General features: G+C 72.0%; 14 protein-coding genes. 12 read left to right on the top strand and 2 right to left on the bottom strand.

Features of this window, described 5'->3' with window-relative positions; genetic code table 11:
• Positions 1–9 precede the first annotated feature (9 nt).
• The gene (locus FS770_RS01235) at positions 10–1,791 is read left to right on the top strand and encodes a dynamin family protein (RefSeq protein WP_145009372.1); all 1,782 of its coding nucleotides are present in this window, start codon (positions 10–12) and stop codon (positions 1,789–1,791) included.
• On the top strand, positions 1,788–3,455 hold the full coding sequence (locus FS770_RS01230) for a GTPase (RefSeq protein WP_145009369.1): 1,668 nt from the start codon (positions 1,788–1,790) through the stop codon (positions 3,453–3,455). Before FS770_RS01235 ends, FS770_RS01230 begins: the two co-directional genes overlap by 4 nt.
• Here the strand turns inward: FS770_RS01230 and FS770_RS01225 are convergent.
• On the bottom strand, positions 3,442–4,254 hold the full coding sequence (locus tag FS770_RS01225) for an IclR family transcriptional regulator (RefSeq protein WP_144942514.1): 813 nt from the start codon (positions 4,252–4,254) through the stop codon (positions 3,442–3,444). The genes FS770_RS01230 and FS770_RS01225 overlap by 14 nt on opposite strands.
• 159 nt (positions 4,255–4,413) lie before the next feature.
• Here FS770_RS01225 and leuC point away from each other — a divergent pair, with 159 nt between their 5' ends.
• The 6 genes from leuC to FS770_RS01195 all read left to right on the top strand — a co-directional run bounded on the left by leuC (position 4,414) and on the right by FS770_RS01195 (position 11,236).
• Entirely contained in the window at positions 4,414–5,889 is a 1,476-nt protein-coding gene (leuC, locus tag FS770_RS01220; protein ID WP_144942515.1) for a 3-isopropylmalate dehydratase large subunit, read from the top strand.
• Between the two features lie 45 nt (positions 5,890–5,934).
• Positions 5,935–6,534 carry a 3-isopropylmalate dehydratase small subunit gene (gene leuD / locus FS770_RS01215; protein ID WP_144942516.1) on the top strand — a complete coding sequence of 200 codons (600 nt, stop codon included), beginning with the start codon at positions 5,935–5,937 and terminating at the stop codon, positions 6,532–6,534.
• A 95-nt stretch (positions 6,535–6,629) separates the two neighbouring features.
• Complete coding sequence (gene murA, locus FS770_RS01210; protein ID WP_144942517.1) at positions 6,630–7,949, top strand: UDP-N-acetylglucosamine 1-carboxyvinyltransferase; 1,320 nt, start codon at positions 6,630–6,632, stop codon at positions 7,947–7,949.
• Positions 7,950–8,070: 121 nt separating this feature from the next.
• Complete coding sequence (locus FS770_RS01205) at positions 8,071–8,979, top strand: lysophospholipid acyltransferase family protein (RefSeq protein ID WP_145009366.1); 909 nt, start codon at positions 8,071–8,073, stop codon at positions 8,977–8,979.
• Positions 8,976–10,088 (top strand): NAD(P)H-dependent glycerol-3-phosphate dehydrogenase, encoded by a 1,113-nt coding sequence (locus FS770_RS01200; protein WP_414672756.1) that lies wholly within the window; start codon positions 8,976–8,978, stop codon positions 10,086–10,088. The genes FS770_RS01205 and FS770_RS01200 overlap by 4 nt, the downstream gene beginning before the upstream one ends.
• On the top strand, positions 10,085–11,236 hold the full coding sequence (locus FS770_RS01195) for a D-alanine--D-alanine ligase family protein (RefSeq protein WP_144942519.1): 1,152 nt from the start codon (positions 10,085–10,087) through the stop codon (positions 11,234–11,236). Before FS770_RS01200 ends, FS770_RS01195 begins: the two co-directional genes overlap by 4 nt.
• Before the next feature lie 102 nt (positions 11,237–11,338).
• Here the strand turns inward: FS770_RS01195 and FS770_RS13955 are convergent, their stop codons facing one another.
• Positions 11,339–11,755 (bottom strand): DUF3515 domain-containing protein, encoded by a 417-nt coding sequence (locus tag FS770_RS13955; RefSeq protein WP_244944675.1) that lies wholly within the window; start codon positions 11,753–11,755, stop codon positions 11,339–11,341.
• Between the two features lie 346 nt (positions 11,756–12,101).
• Here FS770_RS13955 and thiL point away from each other — a divergent pair, with 346 nt between their 5' ends.
• Genes thiL through rsmD form a run of 4 tightly spaced genes read left to right on the top strand, consistent with a single transcriptional unit; the run spans position 12,102 to position 16,978 of the window.
• Complete coding sequence (gene thiL, locus FS770_RS01185) at positions 12,102–13,217, top strand: thiamine-phosphate kinase (RefSeq protein WP_144942521.1); 1,116 nt, start codon at positions 12,102–12,104, stop codon at positions 13,215–13,217.
• On the top strand, positions 13,207–14,154 hold the full coding sequence (locus FS770_RS01180) for a DAK2 domain-containing protein (RefSeq protein WP_244944674.1): 948 nt from the start codon (positions 13,207–13,209) through the stop codon (positions 14,152–14,154). Before thiL ends, FS770_RS01180 begins: the two co-directional genes overlap by 11 nt.
• Positions 14,151–16,397, top strand: coding sequence for an ATP-dependent DNA helicase RecG (locus FS770_RS01175; protein WP_145009360.1), 2,247 nt, complete (start codon positions 14,151–14,153; stop codon positions 16,395–16,397). The genes FS770_RS01180 and FS770_RS01175 overlap by 4 nt, the downstream gene beginning before the upstream one ends.
• A complete protein-coding gene (gene rsmD / locus FS770_RS01170; protein ID WP_145009356.1) occupies positions 16,394–16,978 on the top strand; it encodes a 16S rRNA (guanine(966)-N(2))-methyltransferase RsmD in 585 nt (194 codons plus the stop codon). Before FS770_RS01175 ends, rsmD begins: the two co-directional genes overlap by 4 nt.
• Positions 16,979–16,982: the final 4 nt, after the last annotated feature.

The raw sequence follows: 16,982 nt of genomic DNA, 5'->3' as shown, positions 1-16,982 counted from the left end.
GCCGGCGGCATGCCGAGCTGCTGGCACAATGACCGTGTGAACACCCACGAGACCCCGGCCGTGCCGCTCATCGAGGCCCTGGAGGGCACGCGCGAGCTCCTGCGTTCAACCACCCTGCCACTGGCCACCGCCAGCGCGCCCCAGCAGCGAGAGGACGCCGCCCGCGCCGTCGCCCAGCTGGACGACTACGTGCTGCCCCGGGTGCGTTCCCTGGACGCGCCCCTGCTCGCCGTGGTCGGAGGCTCAACGGGGGCGGGGAAGTCCACGCTCGTCAACGCCCTCGTGGGCCACCCCGTGACCCGGTCCGGGGCGATCCGCCCCACCACACGCAGGCCGCTGCTGATCCACCACCCGAGCGACGCCGGGGCCTTCACCACCCAGCGCGTGCTGCCCCGTCTGGCCAGGGTGCACGGCACCGTGGTGGCCGCGGGGCACACGCCGCCCGCGGGGGAGTCGGGTGACGGGACCGTCGAGGACACCGGGTCCCTCGTGCTGCTCGCGGACACGAACATCCCCGAGGGGCTCGCGATCCTCGACGCCCCGGACGTGGACTCGATTTCCAACGACAACCGTGCGCTCGCCGCGCAGCTGCTCTCCGCAGCGGACCTGTGGCTGTTCGTCACCACCGCCAACCGCTACGCGGACGCCGTCCCGTGGCAGCTGCTGCGCAACGCCGCGGGCCGGGACATCACCGTGGCCGTGGTGTTGGACCGGGTGCAGGCTTCCTCCGCCAAGGAGATCGAGGATGACCTCCGGCGGATGCTGGACGAGGAGGGCCTCGGGGCCGCGCCGATCTTCGTGGTGACCGAGTCCCCGCTGAACGAGACCGGGATGCTTCCGGCGGCGGCGGTGGAGCCGGTGCGCGAGTGGCTCGAACGCCTCGGCGCGGACGCCCAGGCGCGCTCCGAGATTGCGGCGCGCACCCTCGGCGGAGCGGTGCGCGAGCTGGCGGACACCACCGAGCGCACCGGCGAGGCCGTCGCCGCGCAGCAGCGCACCGAGGAGCACCTGCGCCGGGAGGTGTCCACCTCCTTCGGCGAGGCGCTGCGGGCGATCGTGGACTCCACGCGGGACGGCACCCTGCTGCGCGGAGAGGTGCTCTCCCGGTGGCAGGACTTCGTGGGGACCGGCGAGTTCTTCCGCAGCCTGGAGGCCGGGATCGGCCGGGTGCGGGACCGGATGACCGCGTTCTTCAAGGGCCAGCCGACGCCCGAGGTGCGGGTGGAGGAAGCCATCGAGACCGGGCTGCAGGCGGTGATCGTGGAGAACACGGCGCGCGCCGCGGAGTCCGCGGAGCGGCGCTGGCGGGACGAGCCGTCCGGGCAGGTGCTGCTCGCGGGACGGGACGCCTCCGCCCTGCCACCGGACTACCCCGAGCAGGTGGCCGAGAGCATCCGCGCCTGGCAGTCAGACGTGATGCTCATGATCCAGCAGGAGGGTGCGGGTAAGCGGACGCGTGCGCGGGCGATGTCCCTGGGCGTGAACGCCCTGGCCGTGATCCTGATGATCGCCGTGTTCTCGACCACCGGAGGGCTCACGGGACTGGAGGTCGGGATCGCCGGCGGCTCCGGTGTGGTGGGCATGAAGCTGCTCGAGGCCGTCTTCGGTGAGGACGCCGTGCGCCGCATGAGCGACCAGGCGCGCAGCAACCTTGAGTCCCGCATCCAAGGCCTTCTGGACCAGCGCGCCAAGCTCTTCCTGGACTCCATCGACGAGCTGGGGGAGCACCCCACCGCCCAGGAGCTGCATGCTGCGGCCGAGCTCGTGCGCCGGGAGAGTGAGGCCCTGTGAGCCCCCGTTCCCGGAACGAGACGGTAAGCCTGTCCGAACGGATCGAGGGGCTCGCACGGGCCACCGAGATCGCGGAGGGCCGCCTGGACGCGGACGTGGTGCAGCGGGCCCGGCACACGCTCGACACGGCCGGGCAGCGGCGTGCGCTGTCCGCGGACCACACGGTGGTGGGGTTCTTCGGCGCCACAGGCTCCGGGAAGTCCACGCTGTTCAACGCCGTGGCTGGCAAGGAGCTGGCCCGCGCAGCGGCACGCAGGCCCACGACGTCGAAGCCCCTGGCCGCCATCTGGGGCGAGGAGGGCAGCCAGCCGCTGCTGGACTGGCTTGACGTGGCCGACCGCCGGGTGGTGGGCCCCGCACTCAGCGTCTCCACCGGCAGCGGGCGGCGGGCGAGCACAGCGCAGGGTGGGCTCGTGCTGCTGGACCTGCCGGACTTCGACTCGGTGACCAGTGAGCACCGCCAGATCGTGCAGCGCATGGTGGGCCTGGTGGACGTGGTCGTGTGGGTCGTGGACCCACAGAAGTACGCGGACGCCGTGCTGCACCAGGACTTCGTGCAGCCGCTCGCCCGGCACGGGGCGGTGACCATGGTGGTGCTCAATCAGGCGGACCGGCTCGCGGAACGGGACGTGCCGGGCGTGCTCGCCTCGCTCACGGACCTCGTGCGCCAGGACGGGCTGCCCGCCACGGGGCAGAGCGCACCCGTGGCGGTCTCGGCCGCCACGGGACAGGGCATCGAGTTTCTGCGCGAGCGCATCCACGCGGTGGCCGCGGGGCGTGCGGCGGCGGGGCAGCGGCTCGAGACGGACGTGCAGCACGCCGCCCGGGAGCTCGCGGATGCCGCGGGACAGGGCGATCCGCACGGCATCGACAAGGCGGCGGGCGAACGGCTCACCGAGGGGCTCGCGCGCGCCGGGGGGATCGAGATGGTCGCGGACGCCGCTGCCCGCTCCTACCGGTTGAGGGCGGGCAGGCACACCGGGTGGATCGCCACCCGCTGGCTCTCCCGGTTCCGCAAGGACCCGCTCAAGCGCCTGCACATCGAGAGCCACGAGAAGACTTCCGACCCCGGGGTGCACCACACTTCGGTACCCGCGATGGACGCCTCCCGCAGGGCGGCAGCGGACTCCGCAGTGCGCGGCTTCGCGGACGAGGTCTCCGCCGGGGCCGGCGAGCCGTGGCGGCGCAGCGTCAGGGCCGCTGCACGCACCAACGAGCACCGCCTGCCGGACACGCTCGACCAGGCCGTGGCCCGCACGAAGTTTTCGGCCCACCGCTCGTCGTGGTGGTGGCTTGCCTTCGACCTCCTGCAGTGGCTCGCGATGCTCGTCACGGTGCTGGGCCTGCTGTGGCTGCTCGGGCTGTTCCTGGCCCAGTACTTCCAGATCCAGCTGCCGCCCCCGCCCACGGTCCAGGACTTCCCGCTGCCGGTGCCCACGCTGATGGTCCTCACCGGTGTGGTCCTCGCACTGTTCCTCGCGCTCACGGGTGCGGTGCTCGCGTCCCTTGCGTCCCGCGTCCACGCCTCGGGGGTGCGACGACGCCTGCTGCGCTCGGTGCGGGAGGCAGCCACCGAGTCCGTGGAGGCACCGGTGCGCCGCGAGCTCGAGGCGCACCGGGAGTTCGCGGACGCCGTGGCGCGGGCGGGGCTCACGTCGCGCTGACGCGCACCGCCTCACTGAGCTGACGGGCGGCCTGGACCACGACATCCGCGTGCTTCTGTCCGGGCTGCTTGGACAGCCTCTCGATGGGGCCGCTGATGGACACGGCCGCGATCACCCTCCCGGAGGGGCCCCGCACGGGAGCCGAGACCGAGGCGATGCCCGGCTCGCGCTCGCCGATCGACTGCGCCCAGCCGCGACGTCGCACCCCGGCGAGCGTGGTTGCGGAGAACCGGGCGTGCTGCAGGCCCTCGATGAGCCGTGCGTGGTCTTCCCACGCCACGAGCACCTGGGCGGCGGAACCGGCCTTCATGGACAGCTGGGTGCCCACGGGAATCGTGTCCCTCAGCCCGATCGGGCGTTCCGCGGACGCGACGCACACGCGCCACTCGCCCTGGCGGCGGAAAACCTGCGAGGACTCGCCGGTGCTGTCCCGCAGCTGCAGCAGCACCGGGGCGGCCGCGGAGATCAGCCGGTCCTCGCGTGCCGCGGAGGCGAGCTCCACGAGCCGCGAGCCGAGGACAAAACGGCCCTGCACGTCCCTGCCCACGAGCCGGTGGTGGGCCAGTGCGACGGCCAGGCGGTGCGCCGTCGGGCGCGCGAGACCGGTGGCGTCCACGAGGTCCGCGAGCGAAGCCGGGCCTGCCTCGAGCGCGTCGAGGATCAGGGAGGCCTTGTCGATCACGCCCACGCCGGATGGTGAGAAGGAGGACTCCTCCTGCATGGCGGTGCCGGTGCCCCGGCCGCCCAGCGGAGAGCCCAGGGGAGCGCCGGACGGATCCATGGCGTGTGTCGTGTCCATTTTCTGATACTGCCGTCTCAGAATTCGAGAAGCAAGTTCGCGGAGTGGAACTGGTGCCCGGCAGCGGTGACGATGGTGCGAAAGGACGCCTCCGGCACCCGGAGCGCCACGGGCAGCCGCCCGCCACCGGGGCGCCGCAGCAAGAACAGGAGAGACGAGATGACGACGACCGCCGTGACCACCCCGCCGCGGACCCTCGCCGAGAAGGTCTGGAACGACCACCTGGTGCGCCAGGGCGAGGCGGGACGCCCGGACCTCATCTACATCGACCTCCACCTGCTCCACGAGGTCACGAGCCCGCAGGCCTTCGAGGGGCTGCGGCTGGCCGGGCGCGGCCTGCGCCGCACGGACCTCACGATCGCCACCGAGGACCACAACACCCCCACCGAGAACATTTTCTCGACCATCGCGGACGAGACCTCCCGCAAGCAGATCGAGACGCTGCGGCGCAACTGCGAGGAGTTCGGCGTGCGCCTGCACTCCCTGGGGGACTCCGAGCAGGGCATCGTGCACGTGGTGGGCCCCCAGCTGGGTCTGACGCAGCCGGGGATGACCGTGGTGTGCGGGGACTCCCACACCTCCACGCACGGCGCATTCGGCGCGCTGGCGTTCGGCATCGGCACCTCCGAGGTGGAGCACGTGATGGCCACGCAGACGCTCTCCCTGGCCCCGTTCAAGACCATGGCCATCAACGTGGAAGGGACGCTGAAGCCCGGCGTCAGCTCCAAGGACATCATCCTGGCCGTGATCGCCAAGATCGGCACGGGGGGCGGTCAGGGCCACGTGCTCGAGTACCGCGGCTCGGCGATCCGCTCGCTGTCCATGGAAGCGCGCATGACCATCTGCAACATGTCCATCGAGGCCGGCGCCCGCGCGGGGATGATCGCCCCGGACGAGACCACCATGGACTACGTCCAGGGCCGCCCGCACGCCCCGCAGGGCGAGGACTGGGACGCCGCCGTCGAGTACTGGCGCACGCTGCATACGGACGAGGGCGCGGCGTTCGACCGCGAGGTGTTCATCGACGCGGACGAGCTCGAGCCGTTCGTCACCTGGGGCACCAACCCCGGCCAGGGCGTGCCGCTGTCGCAGCCCGTCCCGGACCCGGAGGAGGTCGGGGACGACAACGCGAAGGACGCGGCGCGCCGCGCCCTGGAGTACATGGGCCTCGAGGCGGGCACCCCCATGAAGGAGATCCCGGTGGACACCGTGTTCCTGGGCTCGTGCACCAACTCCCGGATCGAGGACCTGCGCGCCGCCGCGGAGATCGTCAAGGGTCGCCGCAAGGCCGAGAACGTGCGCATGATGGTGGTCCCGGGCTCTGCCAGGGTTCGGCTGCAGGCCGAGGCGGAGGGCCTCGACCGGGTCTTCCGCGAGTTCGGCGCGGACTGGCGCTTCGCGGGATGCTCCATGTGCCTCGGCATGAACCCGGACCAGCTGGCCCCGGGGGAACGGTGCGCTTCCACGTCCAACCGCAACTTCGAGGGTCGGCAGGGCAAGGGTGGGCGCACCCACCTGGTCTCGCCCGTGGTCGCCGCGGCCACGGCCGTGCGCGGCACGCTCAGCGCGCCGTCGGACCTCGAGCCCGCCGGCGCCGCGGCGCCCGTGCCGTCCGGCCTCCAGCCCATGGCCTGAGCTCCGCAGCCCCGACCACCGCACCAGCTACTGAAGGACACCGCCATGGAGAAGTTCTCCACCCACACCGGCGTGGCCGCGCCGTTGAAGCAGTCCAATGTGGACACGGACCAGATCATCCCCGCCGTCTTCCTCAAGCGCATCACCAAGACCGGCTTCGAGGACGCCCTGTTCGCCGGGTGGCGCAAGAATCCGGACTTCGTGCTCAACCGCCCCGAGTACGAGAACGCCTCCGTGCTGGTGGCCGGCTCGGACTTCGGCACGGGCTCCTCCCGCGAGCACGCCGTCTGGGCGCTGCGGGACTACGGTTTCAAGGCCGTCATCTCCTCGCGCTTCGCGGACATATTCCGCGGCAACTCCGGCAAGCAGGGGCTGCTCGCGGCGCAGGTGGAGCAGTCGGACGTGGAGCTGCTGTGGAAGCTCATGGAGGAGCAGCCGGGCATCGAGGTCCGCGTGGACCTGGAGTCCCGCACCGTCACGTGCGGGCCGGTGACCGTGCCGTTCCAGATCGACGACTACACGCGCTGGCGGCTCATGGAGGGCCTGGACGACATCGGGCTGACCCTTCAGCAGGAGGAGGACATCGAGGCCTACGAGCGCACCCGCCCAGCGTTCAAGCCCACCACGCTGCCCGCTCGAACCTGAGCGGTGACTGGACCGGGGCCCGCCGCGAGTCGGTAGAATGTCGAGGTCTCGTGCGCGTTCCGCGTGCGGGCGACGCTTCCCCAGATCGGTAGGTCATGACTTCTCTGCGCATCACCGGCGGCGTGCCGCTGTCGGGTCAGGTGACGGTACGCGGCGCCAAGAACCTCGTTCCGAAGGCCATGGTGGCCGCACTCCTCGGGTCCACGCCGTCCACGCTCGGCAACGTGCCCGAGATCAAGGACGTCGAGGTCGTCACGGACCTGCTCGCGCTGCACGGCGTGGACGTCACGCGTGACGACGCCCTCGGGCAGCTCACTCTCGATCCAACCAATGTCACGCGCGCCCGACACTCGGACATCGACGCCCACGCCGGGGACTCCCGGATCCCGATCCTGCTGTGCGGACCCCTGCTGCACGCGCTCGGTGAGGCCTTCATCCCCGATCTCGGCGGCTGCCGGATCGGGGACCGGCCCATCAACTACCACCTTGAGGTGCTGCGCAACTTCGGCGCCAAGGTGGACAAGCTCGACTCCGGCATCCGGATGAGCGCCCCGCACGGGCTGCAGGGCGCGAAGATCGACCTGCCGTACCCGTCCGTGGGTGCCACAGAGCAGGTGCTGCTGACCGCCACGCGCGCGGAGGGCCACACCGAGCTGCGCGGAGCGGCCACCGAGCCCGAGATCATGGACCTGATCGCCATCCTGCAGAAGATGGGTGCGCTCATCACGGTCCAGACAGACCGTGTGATCCGCATCGAGGGTGTCCCCGAGCTCACGGGCTATGTGCACAGCGCGCTGCCGGACCGCATGGAGGCGGCGTCGTGGGGCTCAGCGGCGCTCGCGACCGGCGGCGACATCTTCGTGGCCGGCGCCAAGCAGGCGGACATGATGACGTTCCTGAACACCTTCCGGAAGGTGGGCGGCGGGCTGGACATCCGCGAGGACGGCATCCGCTTCTACCACCCCGGCGGGGACCTGAACCCGCTGATCGTGGAGACGGACGTGCACCCCGGTTTCATGACCGACTGGCAGCAGCCGCTCGTGGTGGTGCTGACCCAGGCCAAGGGCGTGTCGATCGTCCACGAGACGGTCTACGAGAACCGCTTCGGCTTCACCCGCGCGCTCAACCGCATGGGATCCGTCATCCAGCTGCACCGCGAGTGCCTGGGCTCCGTGCCCTGCCGCTTCGGGCAGCGCAACTTCCTGCACTCCGCCGTGATCTCCGGACCCACGCCTCTGCACGCCACGGACATCCACATCCCGGACCTGCGTGGCGGCTTCTCGCACCTGATCGCCGCGCTGACCGCCGAGGGCGTGTCCCAGGTGACGGGTGTGGAGCTTATCAAACGCGGTTACGAGCACTTCACCGACAAGCTCGACGGGCTCGGCGCGAACTTCGTCGTCGAGGAGTCGTGACGCCGCGGCGTCGTCGGCGCCCCGAACCTGCGTTGGCCGACGTGGCCCACGAAGCATCCCACAGCGGCCAGCGCCTCCCCGGGAGACGGCGCCTGCTGCCCACCGAGGAGTGGATGAACCCATGAGCAGGACCTCCCAGCGCCGCGTGTTCCGCGTGCTGGCGGGCATGGTGATCCCCGTCTACCGGGCGCTCGCCGTGCCGCGCTGGAGCGGGCAGGAGAACTTCCCCGCGCAGGGCGGCTTCGTGGTGGTGGCCAACCACCTCACGGAGATCGACCCCATCACCGTGGCGTACCCCGTCTACAAGGCCGGGATCATGCCGCGGTTCCTTGCCAAGGAATCCCTGTTCCGCGTCCCCGTGATGGGCTCCGTGATCCGGCGGACCGGCCAGGTTCCCGTGTACCGCGGCACCTCGCGGGCCAAGGACTCCCTGGTGGCCGCGCGCGCGGAGCTGGACAGTGGCGGCGCGATCATCGTGTACCCGGAGGGCACCATCACGAGGGACCCGGGCATGTGGCCCATGCGTGGTCGCACCGGTGCAGCCCGCCTGGCGCTGGAGACGGGTGTTCCCGTGGTGCCGATGGCGCACTGGGGGGACCAGGAGATCCTGTACCGGGATCCGCAGGGACACCGCACGTTCAGTGCGTGGCCCCCCAAGAGGGTCACGGGTGTCATCGGCGAGCCGCTTCGTGCACAGGATCTCGTGCCCGGCGGGCTCGTACGTTCCGGTCACCCGTCCCCCGAGGAGCTCGGGCGCGCCACCGAGGTGATCATGGCCGCCGTCACCAGACTCACGGGCGAGCTGCGCGGCGAGACCCCGCCGCCGGAGCCCTTCGACCCCCGCCGTGGCGCGGCGCGGCAGCCGGGAGCAGTGACCGCTGGCGCGGCGTCGATGGACGTGGCTGGCACGGCCGGCGACGGCGCCTCGCCCGCAGAGACCCGTCTCGCCTCGGACGCGGCGCCCGGCAGCGCACCCGCTCCAGACCCGGGCGCCCCGCTCGGGAACGCCGGCGGGAGCGTGGCACCGTGACACGTACCGACGGGACACCTCCCGCCACCTCCGCCACCGTGCCGCGCTCCGAGGCTGGACCCGCCAAGATCACCGTGCTGGGCGCCGGGTCGTGGGGCACCACCTTCGCGAAGGTCCTCGCCGACGCCGCCGCGGACGCCGGTGCCGAGCGCACCGTGTGCCTGTGGGGCCGTTCCCCTGAGGCAATGGCCACCCTCTCCCGCGAGCACCGCAACGAGCGCTACGTGCCGGGCGTGGACCTGCCGGAGGGGCTCGAGTACTCGAGCGACCTCCCGGCGGCCCTGGAGGGTGCGGGACTCGTGGTCGCCGCGATCCCCGCCCAGTCGCTGCGCGCGCAGCTGACGGTGGCCGCCCCGCACCTGGACCCGGACGCCGTCGTGCTGTCCCTCGCCAAGGGGCTGGAGTCCACCACGGGTCTGCGCATGACCGAGGTGATCGCGCAGGTGCTCGGCGCGCACGCGGCCGGTTCGCAGGAGGAGTGGGCAGGGCGCACCTGTGTGCTCTCCGGACCGAACCTCGCCATGGAGATCGCTCGGGAGGAGCCCACGGCGTCGGTCGTGGCCGCCCCGGAGCACGGGACCGCGGCATGGGTCGCCCTTTGCTGTGCCGCCCCGTACTTCCGTCCGTACACCAACGCGGATGTGGTGGGCACGGAGATCGGCGGACTCGTGAAGAACGTGATCGCCCTGTGCGTGGGGATCTGCGACGGTCGCGGCTACGGGGACAACTCGAAGGCCTCCGTGATGACGCGCGGTCTCGCGGAGACCACCCGGCTGGCTCTCGCACTGGGCGGGGACCTCACCACGCTGTCAGGGCTCTCCGGCATGGGTGACCTCGTGGCCACATGCTCCTCGTCCCTGTCCCGCAACCGCACCGCCGGCAGGCTCCTGGGGGCGGGCCTCACGCTCGCCCAGGTGCAGGACGCCATGACCCAGACCGCCGAGGGCATCACCTCGGCGCCCGCCGTCCTCACCCTCGCGCAGCGCCACGGCGTGGACATGCCCATCACGGACGCCGTCGTGAGCGTGCTGCGCGACGGCGCCCCGGTGGACGAACTGGCCCCCAAGCTGCTGGGCCGAGACCTGAAATCCGAAGGGAATACCGCATGAGCACCAGCCACGAGACCGCCGAGGCCACCGCGCAGGGCGAGAGGCCGTGCGTGGCGGTCGTGTTCGGTGGCCGCTCCTCCGAGCACTCCGTGTCCCTCATCACCGCCCGGTCCGTGCTACGCGCGATCGACCGGGACAAGTGGGACGTCGTGAGCGTGGGGATCTCCCGGGACGGCGCATGGTTCCTGTTCTCACAGGAGGAGCTGGAGGCGCTGCTGGAGGAGACGCCCCTGGCGCAGCTGCCGGTCGGGGAGCGCCGTGTGAGCCTTCCCCTGCAGGCCGGCGACAACCGCCTGCTGATCCACGACTCCGGCGAGTTCGGGGCACCGCTCACGAGGGGTCGCCACGTGGACGCCGTCTTCCCCCTGCTGCACGGGCCGTTCGGCGAGGACGGCACCCTCCAGGGGATGCTCGAGCTCGCGGACCTGCCCTACGTGGGGTGCGGTGTCGCCGCCTCCGCGATCGGCATGGACAAGCACTTCATGAAGATCGCTTTCGAGGCCGCCGGGCTCGAGGTGGGCCCCTACACGGTGGTCCCGGACCGGATGTGGCGCACGGACCGTGAGGGTGTGCGCGAGCGGATCGAGGCGCTGGGGTTCCCGGTGTTCGTGAAGCCGGCGCGCGCGGGATCGTCCTTCGGCATTACACGGGTGGACGAGATGTCGCAGCTGGACGCCGCCATGGAGACGGCGCGGGAGCACGACCTGAAGGTCGTCGTCGAAGCGGGCCTCGAGGGCCGGGAGATCGAGTGCGCCGTCCTGGGGGATCACGGGACGGAGCCCGCTCGCGCGTCCCTGCCCGGGGAGATCGAGGTCCAGGGCCACGACTTCTACGACTTCGACGCCAAGTACGTGGAGGACGACGGCGCCACCCTCTCCTGCCCCGCACGGCTGCCGGACGAGGTGATCAAGACCCTGCGCCGCGACGCCGTGCGGGCCTTCAACGCCGTGGACGGTGAGGGACTCGCTCGCTGCGACTTCTTCGTCACTGCGGACAACCGCGTGGTCATCAATGAGATCAACACCATGCCCGGCTTCACGCCCATCTCCATGTACCCCCGCATGTGGGCCGCGAGCGGGCTGGAGTACAGCGAGCTGATCGACGAGCTCATCACGCTCGCGCTCGAACGGCCCGTGGGGCTGCGCTGAGCGAGTGACCCCCCCTGCGCGGCGGGTCCGGCGTCCGCGTTCGGTCGCGTTCCTCTGCTCCTGCGCCCCGGAACATCCTGACCCGGTGACGTGAGCGCCGGGTCAGGACTGTCCCTGCTGCTCCAGGGTGTCCTTGACGGAGAGGCACTGGCGGGTCTGGGGAACGCTCTGCACGGCGGACCCGGTGTCCACCAGTGCCGTGGAGGAGGGCACTCGGCTTCCGTCGAAGAGCACCTCCGTGGCGGGGGAGCGCCCGTAGGTCACGGCGCGCCACTGGTCCTTCTGGTCCTCGACCTCGGAGATCAGCCAGTCCACGCCGTTGACGTTGGTGCACGGGTCCGTGGTGGGGCCCGGCTCGTCCACCCCGCAGCGCACGATCATCGCGGAGGGGTCCCCGTACGCGGTGGTCCCCTGGCTGGACGTCTCGCGGCGGTCTAGGTCGCTGACGACGTCAGGCATCGCCAGCATCACCGAGGCGCACTGCGGGTCCGTGGCGTGCGGGGCGCTCTCCACGGTCACGCTCGATCCGCAGCCCGTGAGTGCGAGCGTTCCGGCGACGAGCGCGCCGAGCCCCGCCGTGCGGCGTCGTGCCCGCGAGGACGCCGCGCCGCGAGCAGGGTGCCCGGTCGTCCGGGCCGTGCCCGGAAGCCTCTCCCCGAGGGGCCTGGTGCCGCGGAAGCGCCGCGAGGCCGGGAGCCCCGTGTCCTGCGCCTGAACCTGCGCGTCGTCCTGAACACGGGCCCGAACCCCGACCGATTTCCGGAACGACGGGCGGCGGTGTGGGGAGGGGAGAACCATGGCATCCAGGATAGGCGGTGGAGCGGGCGCGTAATGCGCGTCGGAGGGTGTGGCTAGGGTGAGACGTATGACGCACGAGTCCGCGACACCGCCGGGGGCCACCGTGTCCCAGGTGAGTGAGTCGCAGCTGCTGCGGGCGTTCCTGCCCGTCGCCACCACGCACGGCCCGCACGTGCTCACCGGACCGGGGGACGACTGTGCCGTGGTGGCCACACCCGGTGGCAGAGTGGTCGTCACCACGGACACGCTGACCGCGGGGCAGGACTTCCTGGCGGTGTGGCCCAGCGGAGACCGCACCACGGGCTGGGACCTCGGCCGCAAGTGCGCGGCGCAGAACCTTGCGGACGTGGCGGCCATGGGTGCCACGCCCACCGCGGTCGTCGTCTCCCTCACCCTGCCCGGGGACACCCCGGTGCAGTGGGTCACGGACTTCGCCGACGGTCTCTCCCGCGCGTTCGAGGAGCTTGGTGCCACGGAGTGCGCCCTCGTGGGAGGGGACCTCGGGCGAGGCCGGGAGCTCTCGGTCACCGCCACCGTGCTGGGACGCTGCGAGCTGGCCCCTGTGCTGCGCGGCGGCGCCGGGGGCGGGGGAACGCTCGTGCACACCGGCGTGCTCGGCCACGCCGCCGCGGGGCTCGACGCCCTCCTGACGCCCGTGCCCGGCCGGTGGGACGAGGTGCCCGGGGAGCTGCGCAGGACTCTGAGCGCGGCCCAGTTGCGACCCCGCCCACCGGTGGGCAGCGGGGTCGAGCTCGCCCGTGCCGGGGCCACCGCCATGCTGGACGTCTCGGACGGCCTGCTGCGGGACGCCCGACGGATCGCCGAGGCCAGCGGGGTGCACATCGACCTCGATCCCACCGCACTGGAGGCCGCTCTGGCGCAGCTGGAGCCGGCGGCGTGGGTCGTGGGCACGGACCCGTGGCAGTGGCTGCTCACCGGCGGTGAGGACCACGGTCTGCTCGCCGTGCTGCCTGTGGATTCCCCTCTGCCCCCGGAGGTCCGTGCGATAGGCTCGTGTGCGCCCGCGGCCCCCGCGCGGGCCCGGTCCGGCAGTTCAGCGCCGGCGGGTTGCGACGCGCGCGGGCAGCATCGCGAGGGCCCGGCCGTCACGATCGCGGGACAGTCCCCGAGGCAGTGGTTCGGGTTCGACGTCGTTGAAGGATGGGATCATTTTGAGCAGTAAGCCCGGATCGTCCACCGAAGAGGTGCGCAGCTGGCTCGACGCCGCCCATCGCGGTCTGTGCGATCACGCGGACGTGCTGGACAACCTCAACGTCTTTCCTGTCGCGGATGCGGACACCGGGGTAAACCTCAGCGTCACCCTGGGCCACGCCGCGCAGGCCGCCCACCTGATCGAGGGCAGGGACGTCGGGGAGCTGCTGCTCTACGCGGGCCAGGCCGCCCTTGAGGAGGCACGGGGCAACTCCGGGATGCTGGCGGCCCTGACGCTCACCGCCATGGGCCACGCCGTGGAGGGCAGCGTGCGGCTGACCGCGGAGCAGCTCAGGGATGCCTTCACGGCGGCCAGGGTCCGCTGCTCCTCCGCCCTCACAGACCCCGTGCCCGGCACCATGCTCTCCGTGCTGCAGGCCGCCGGTGAGGTGCCCCTCCCGGACACGAGCGCCGAGGGCTCGAACCAGCAGCTCGTCGAGTGGCTGGACCTCATGCTGGCCTCGTGCGCTCAGGCGGTCGTGGACACCGTGGAGCAGATCCCCGTGCTCACCGAGCGCGGTACGGTGGACTCCGGTGCCCTCGGCATGCTCGTGATCCTCGCTGCCCTGCGGGCGGAGCTCGGCGGGGACGAGGGTTTCGAGGACCCCGTGACCGCGATCGTGCGCCAGCACGCGCTTCCACTGACGAGCGAACCCCAGGATCAGCTGGAAGGCTGGGAGGTCATGGGCACCATGGACCTGCCCGCCCTGGACGCCGCAGAGCTGCGCCATGAGCTGGACGACGCCGGTGACAGCGTCATCGTCAGCGCCGTGAGCGAGCAGGAGGACGGCTACACGTGGCGCGTCCACGTGCACGTCACGGACCCGGAGACCGCCCTGGAGCTGATGCGACGCCGCGGCAAGGCCCGCAACGTCACGGTCACCTCCCTCGCGGTGGAGCCCCGGTGACCGCCCGCGGGGGTGCCGGTGTCAGCGCCTTCGCCGGGGTCCTCGACCAGCCGCTGACCCGCTACGTCCCCGGCTCCTCGCCGCGCTCCACCGTGGCCCTGCTCGAGAAGGAGCTGGGCATCACCACGGTGGGCCAGCTGCTGGACCACGCCCCGCGGCGCTACATCAGGCGCGGAAAGATCCAGGCCCTCTCGGAGCTCGTGGCGGGGGAGCGGACCTCGTTCGTGGCGCGGGTGGAGAGCTCGAGCACCCGACGGATGCGCAGCGACCCGCGCCGAAGTCTCACGGACGTGGTCGTCTCGGATGACACGGGTGCGAGCCTGAAGATCACGTTCTTCAACGCCTACTCGGCCCAGAAGGACCTTTCCGTGGGCTCACTGGCCCTGTTCACGGGCAAGCCCGAGTTCTACCGCGGCACGCTGTCCATGGCCGGGGCGGACTACGCCCCCGTGGACACGCCCGAGTCACTCGACCGTTCGCCGGACGGCGAGCTGCTGCCCATTCCGGTCTACCCGGAGACGGCCAAGCTCACGACGCCGCGGATCGCGAAGGTGGTCCACCAGGTCCTGCTCACCGCGGACCTCGACTCCCTCGTGGACCCGCTGCCGTCGGAGGTGGTGGTTGTGGAGAAGCTGCCGCCCCCGGGCGACGCCTACCGAGACCTGCACCGGCCCGACTCCGTGGCCGCGTACGAGTCCGCTCAGCGCCGCTTCCGCTTCCAGGAGGCGTTCGTGCTGCAGGCCGAGCTGCGCCGTCGCCGTGCCGAGCACGCCTCGCACCCGGTGGACCCGCGCCCCGTTCTGGCGGACGGCATCCTCGCACGCTTCGACGCCGGTCTGTCGTTCGACCTCACCCGCGGCCAGCGCAAGGTGGGGGAGCAGATCGCGGCAGAGCTCGCGGGCACCGCGCCCATGAACCGCCTGCTGCAGGGTGATGTGGGCTCCGGCAAGACGGTGGTGGCGCTGCGGGCCATGCTGCAGGTGGTGGACAGCGGCGGTCAGGCGGCCATGCTCGCGCCCACCGAGGTGCTCGCCACCCAGCACCACGAGAAGATCACCCGTGCCCTTGGCCCGCTGGCCATGCCGGGCAGGCTGGGCGGGGACGAGCACGCCACCGAGGTCACGCTGCTCACCGGGAGCATGGGCGCCACGGCCCGGCGCAAGGCGCTGCTGGACATCGCGAGCGGTGCCGCCGGGATCGTCGTGGGCACCCACGCCCTGATTCAGGAGGCCGTCCAGTTCGCGGACCTCGGACTGGCCGTGGTGGACGAGCAGCACCGCTTCGGCGTGGAGCAGCGGGATGCCCTGCGGGACAAGGCGGGCCAGAGCCCCCACACCCTCGTGATGACGGCCACCCCCATCCCGCGCACCGTGGCCATGACCGTCTTCGGCGACCTGGACGTCAGCACGCTGCGGGAGCTGCCGGGTGGGCGCCGCCCGATCGAGACCCACGTGGTGGGTCTCGCGGAGCACGGCCCTGCGTGGGAACGCCGGGTCTGGGAGCTCGCCGCTGAGCACGTGGTCAACGGCCGCCAGGTCTACGTGGTGGCGCCGAAGATCGGCGACGACGCCGCGGTGCCGTCATTCACGAGTCTGCGGGAGTCCCTGGAGACCCAGGAGGACGAGCCGGAGGCCGCTACGGTCACGTGGCTCGCCGAGCTGGTTGCGGCGCGGCCGGAGTTGCGCGGTGCTTGCGTGCGGGTGCTGCACGGACGCCAGGAGACCCAGGACAAGGCCCGGACCATGGCGCAGTTCGCGGAGGGGGACGTGGACGTGCTCGTCTCCACCACCGTGGTGGAGGTCGGGGTGGACGTCCCGAACGCCACCCTGATGGTCGTGGTGGACCCGGAGCGCTTCGGGATCTCCCAGCTGCATCAGCTACGCGGGCGGATCGGGCGCGGGGAGCACGCGAGCACGTGCCTGCTCGTGACCCGCGTGGCACCGGACCACCCGTCCCGCGCGCGCCTGGACGCCGTGGCCGCGACCACGGACGGCTTCGAGCTCGCCGAGGTGGACCTGCGGCTGCGCCGGGAGGGCGACATCCTGGGTGCCTCCCAGTCCGGTGGCCGCTCCGGCTTGCGCTGGGTGGGGGTGCTGCGCGACGAGGCCCTGGTGGCCCGCGCCCGCACCGCCGCCGAGGCCGTGGTGGCCGAGGACCCGCAGCTCACCAACCACCCGCACCTGCGCGAGGCGATCGCCCGCGTGCTGGACGAGGACCGAGAAGCATTCCTGGAGCGAGGATGACACGCATCATTGCCGGCCGTGCCGGTGGCCAGCGCCTGAAGTCCGTACCGGGCTCCGCGACCCGACCGACCACGGACCGGGTCAAGGAGTCCCTGTTCGCGCGCCTGGACGCGTGGGGCATGTGCGACGGCGCCCGCGTCCTGGACCTCTTCGCGGGCTCGGGGGCCCTCGGGCTCGAGGCTGCGAGCCGCGGGGCGGCGACCGTGACGCTCGTGGAGCGCGCGGGACCCGCCGCGCGGGTGTGCCGTGAGAACGCGGCGACCCTGGCGGCGTCGTGCCCGGACACCCACATCACCACGGTGCAGTCCTCAGTGGGCGGCTACCTGGGGCGCGCCCCGTTCCACCGCTGGGACCTCGTGCTCGTGGACCCGCCCTACCCCCTGGAGAACGACGAGCTGGTCCGCACCCTGTCCCTGCTCAGGGGCAGGCTCGGCCCGGGCGGCGTCGTCGTGGTGGAGCGCTCGGCACGTACCGAGGAGCCGGTGTGGCCGGCCGGGCTGCAGCGCTTCGAAGTCAGCAACCACGGCGAGACGCGGCTGTGGTACCTCGAGGCGGAGGACGACGCCGCGGCGGCTGAGTAGGCCC

Source organism: Kocuria salsicia (assembly GCF_007681555.1).
Taxonomy (GTDB): Bacteria; Actinomycetota; Actinomycetes; order Actinomycetales; family Micrococcaceae; genus Kocuria; species Kocuria salsicia.
The sequence above is the reverse complement of the archived record's forward strand: the minus strand, read 5'-3'. Positions and strand labels throughout refer to the sequence as shown.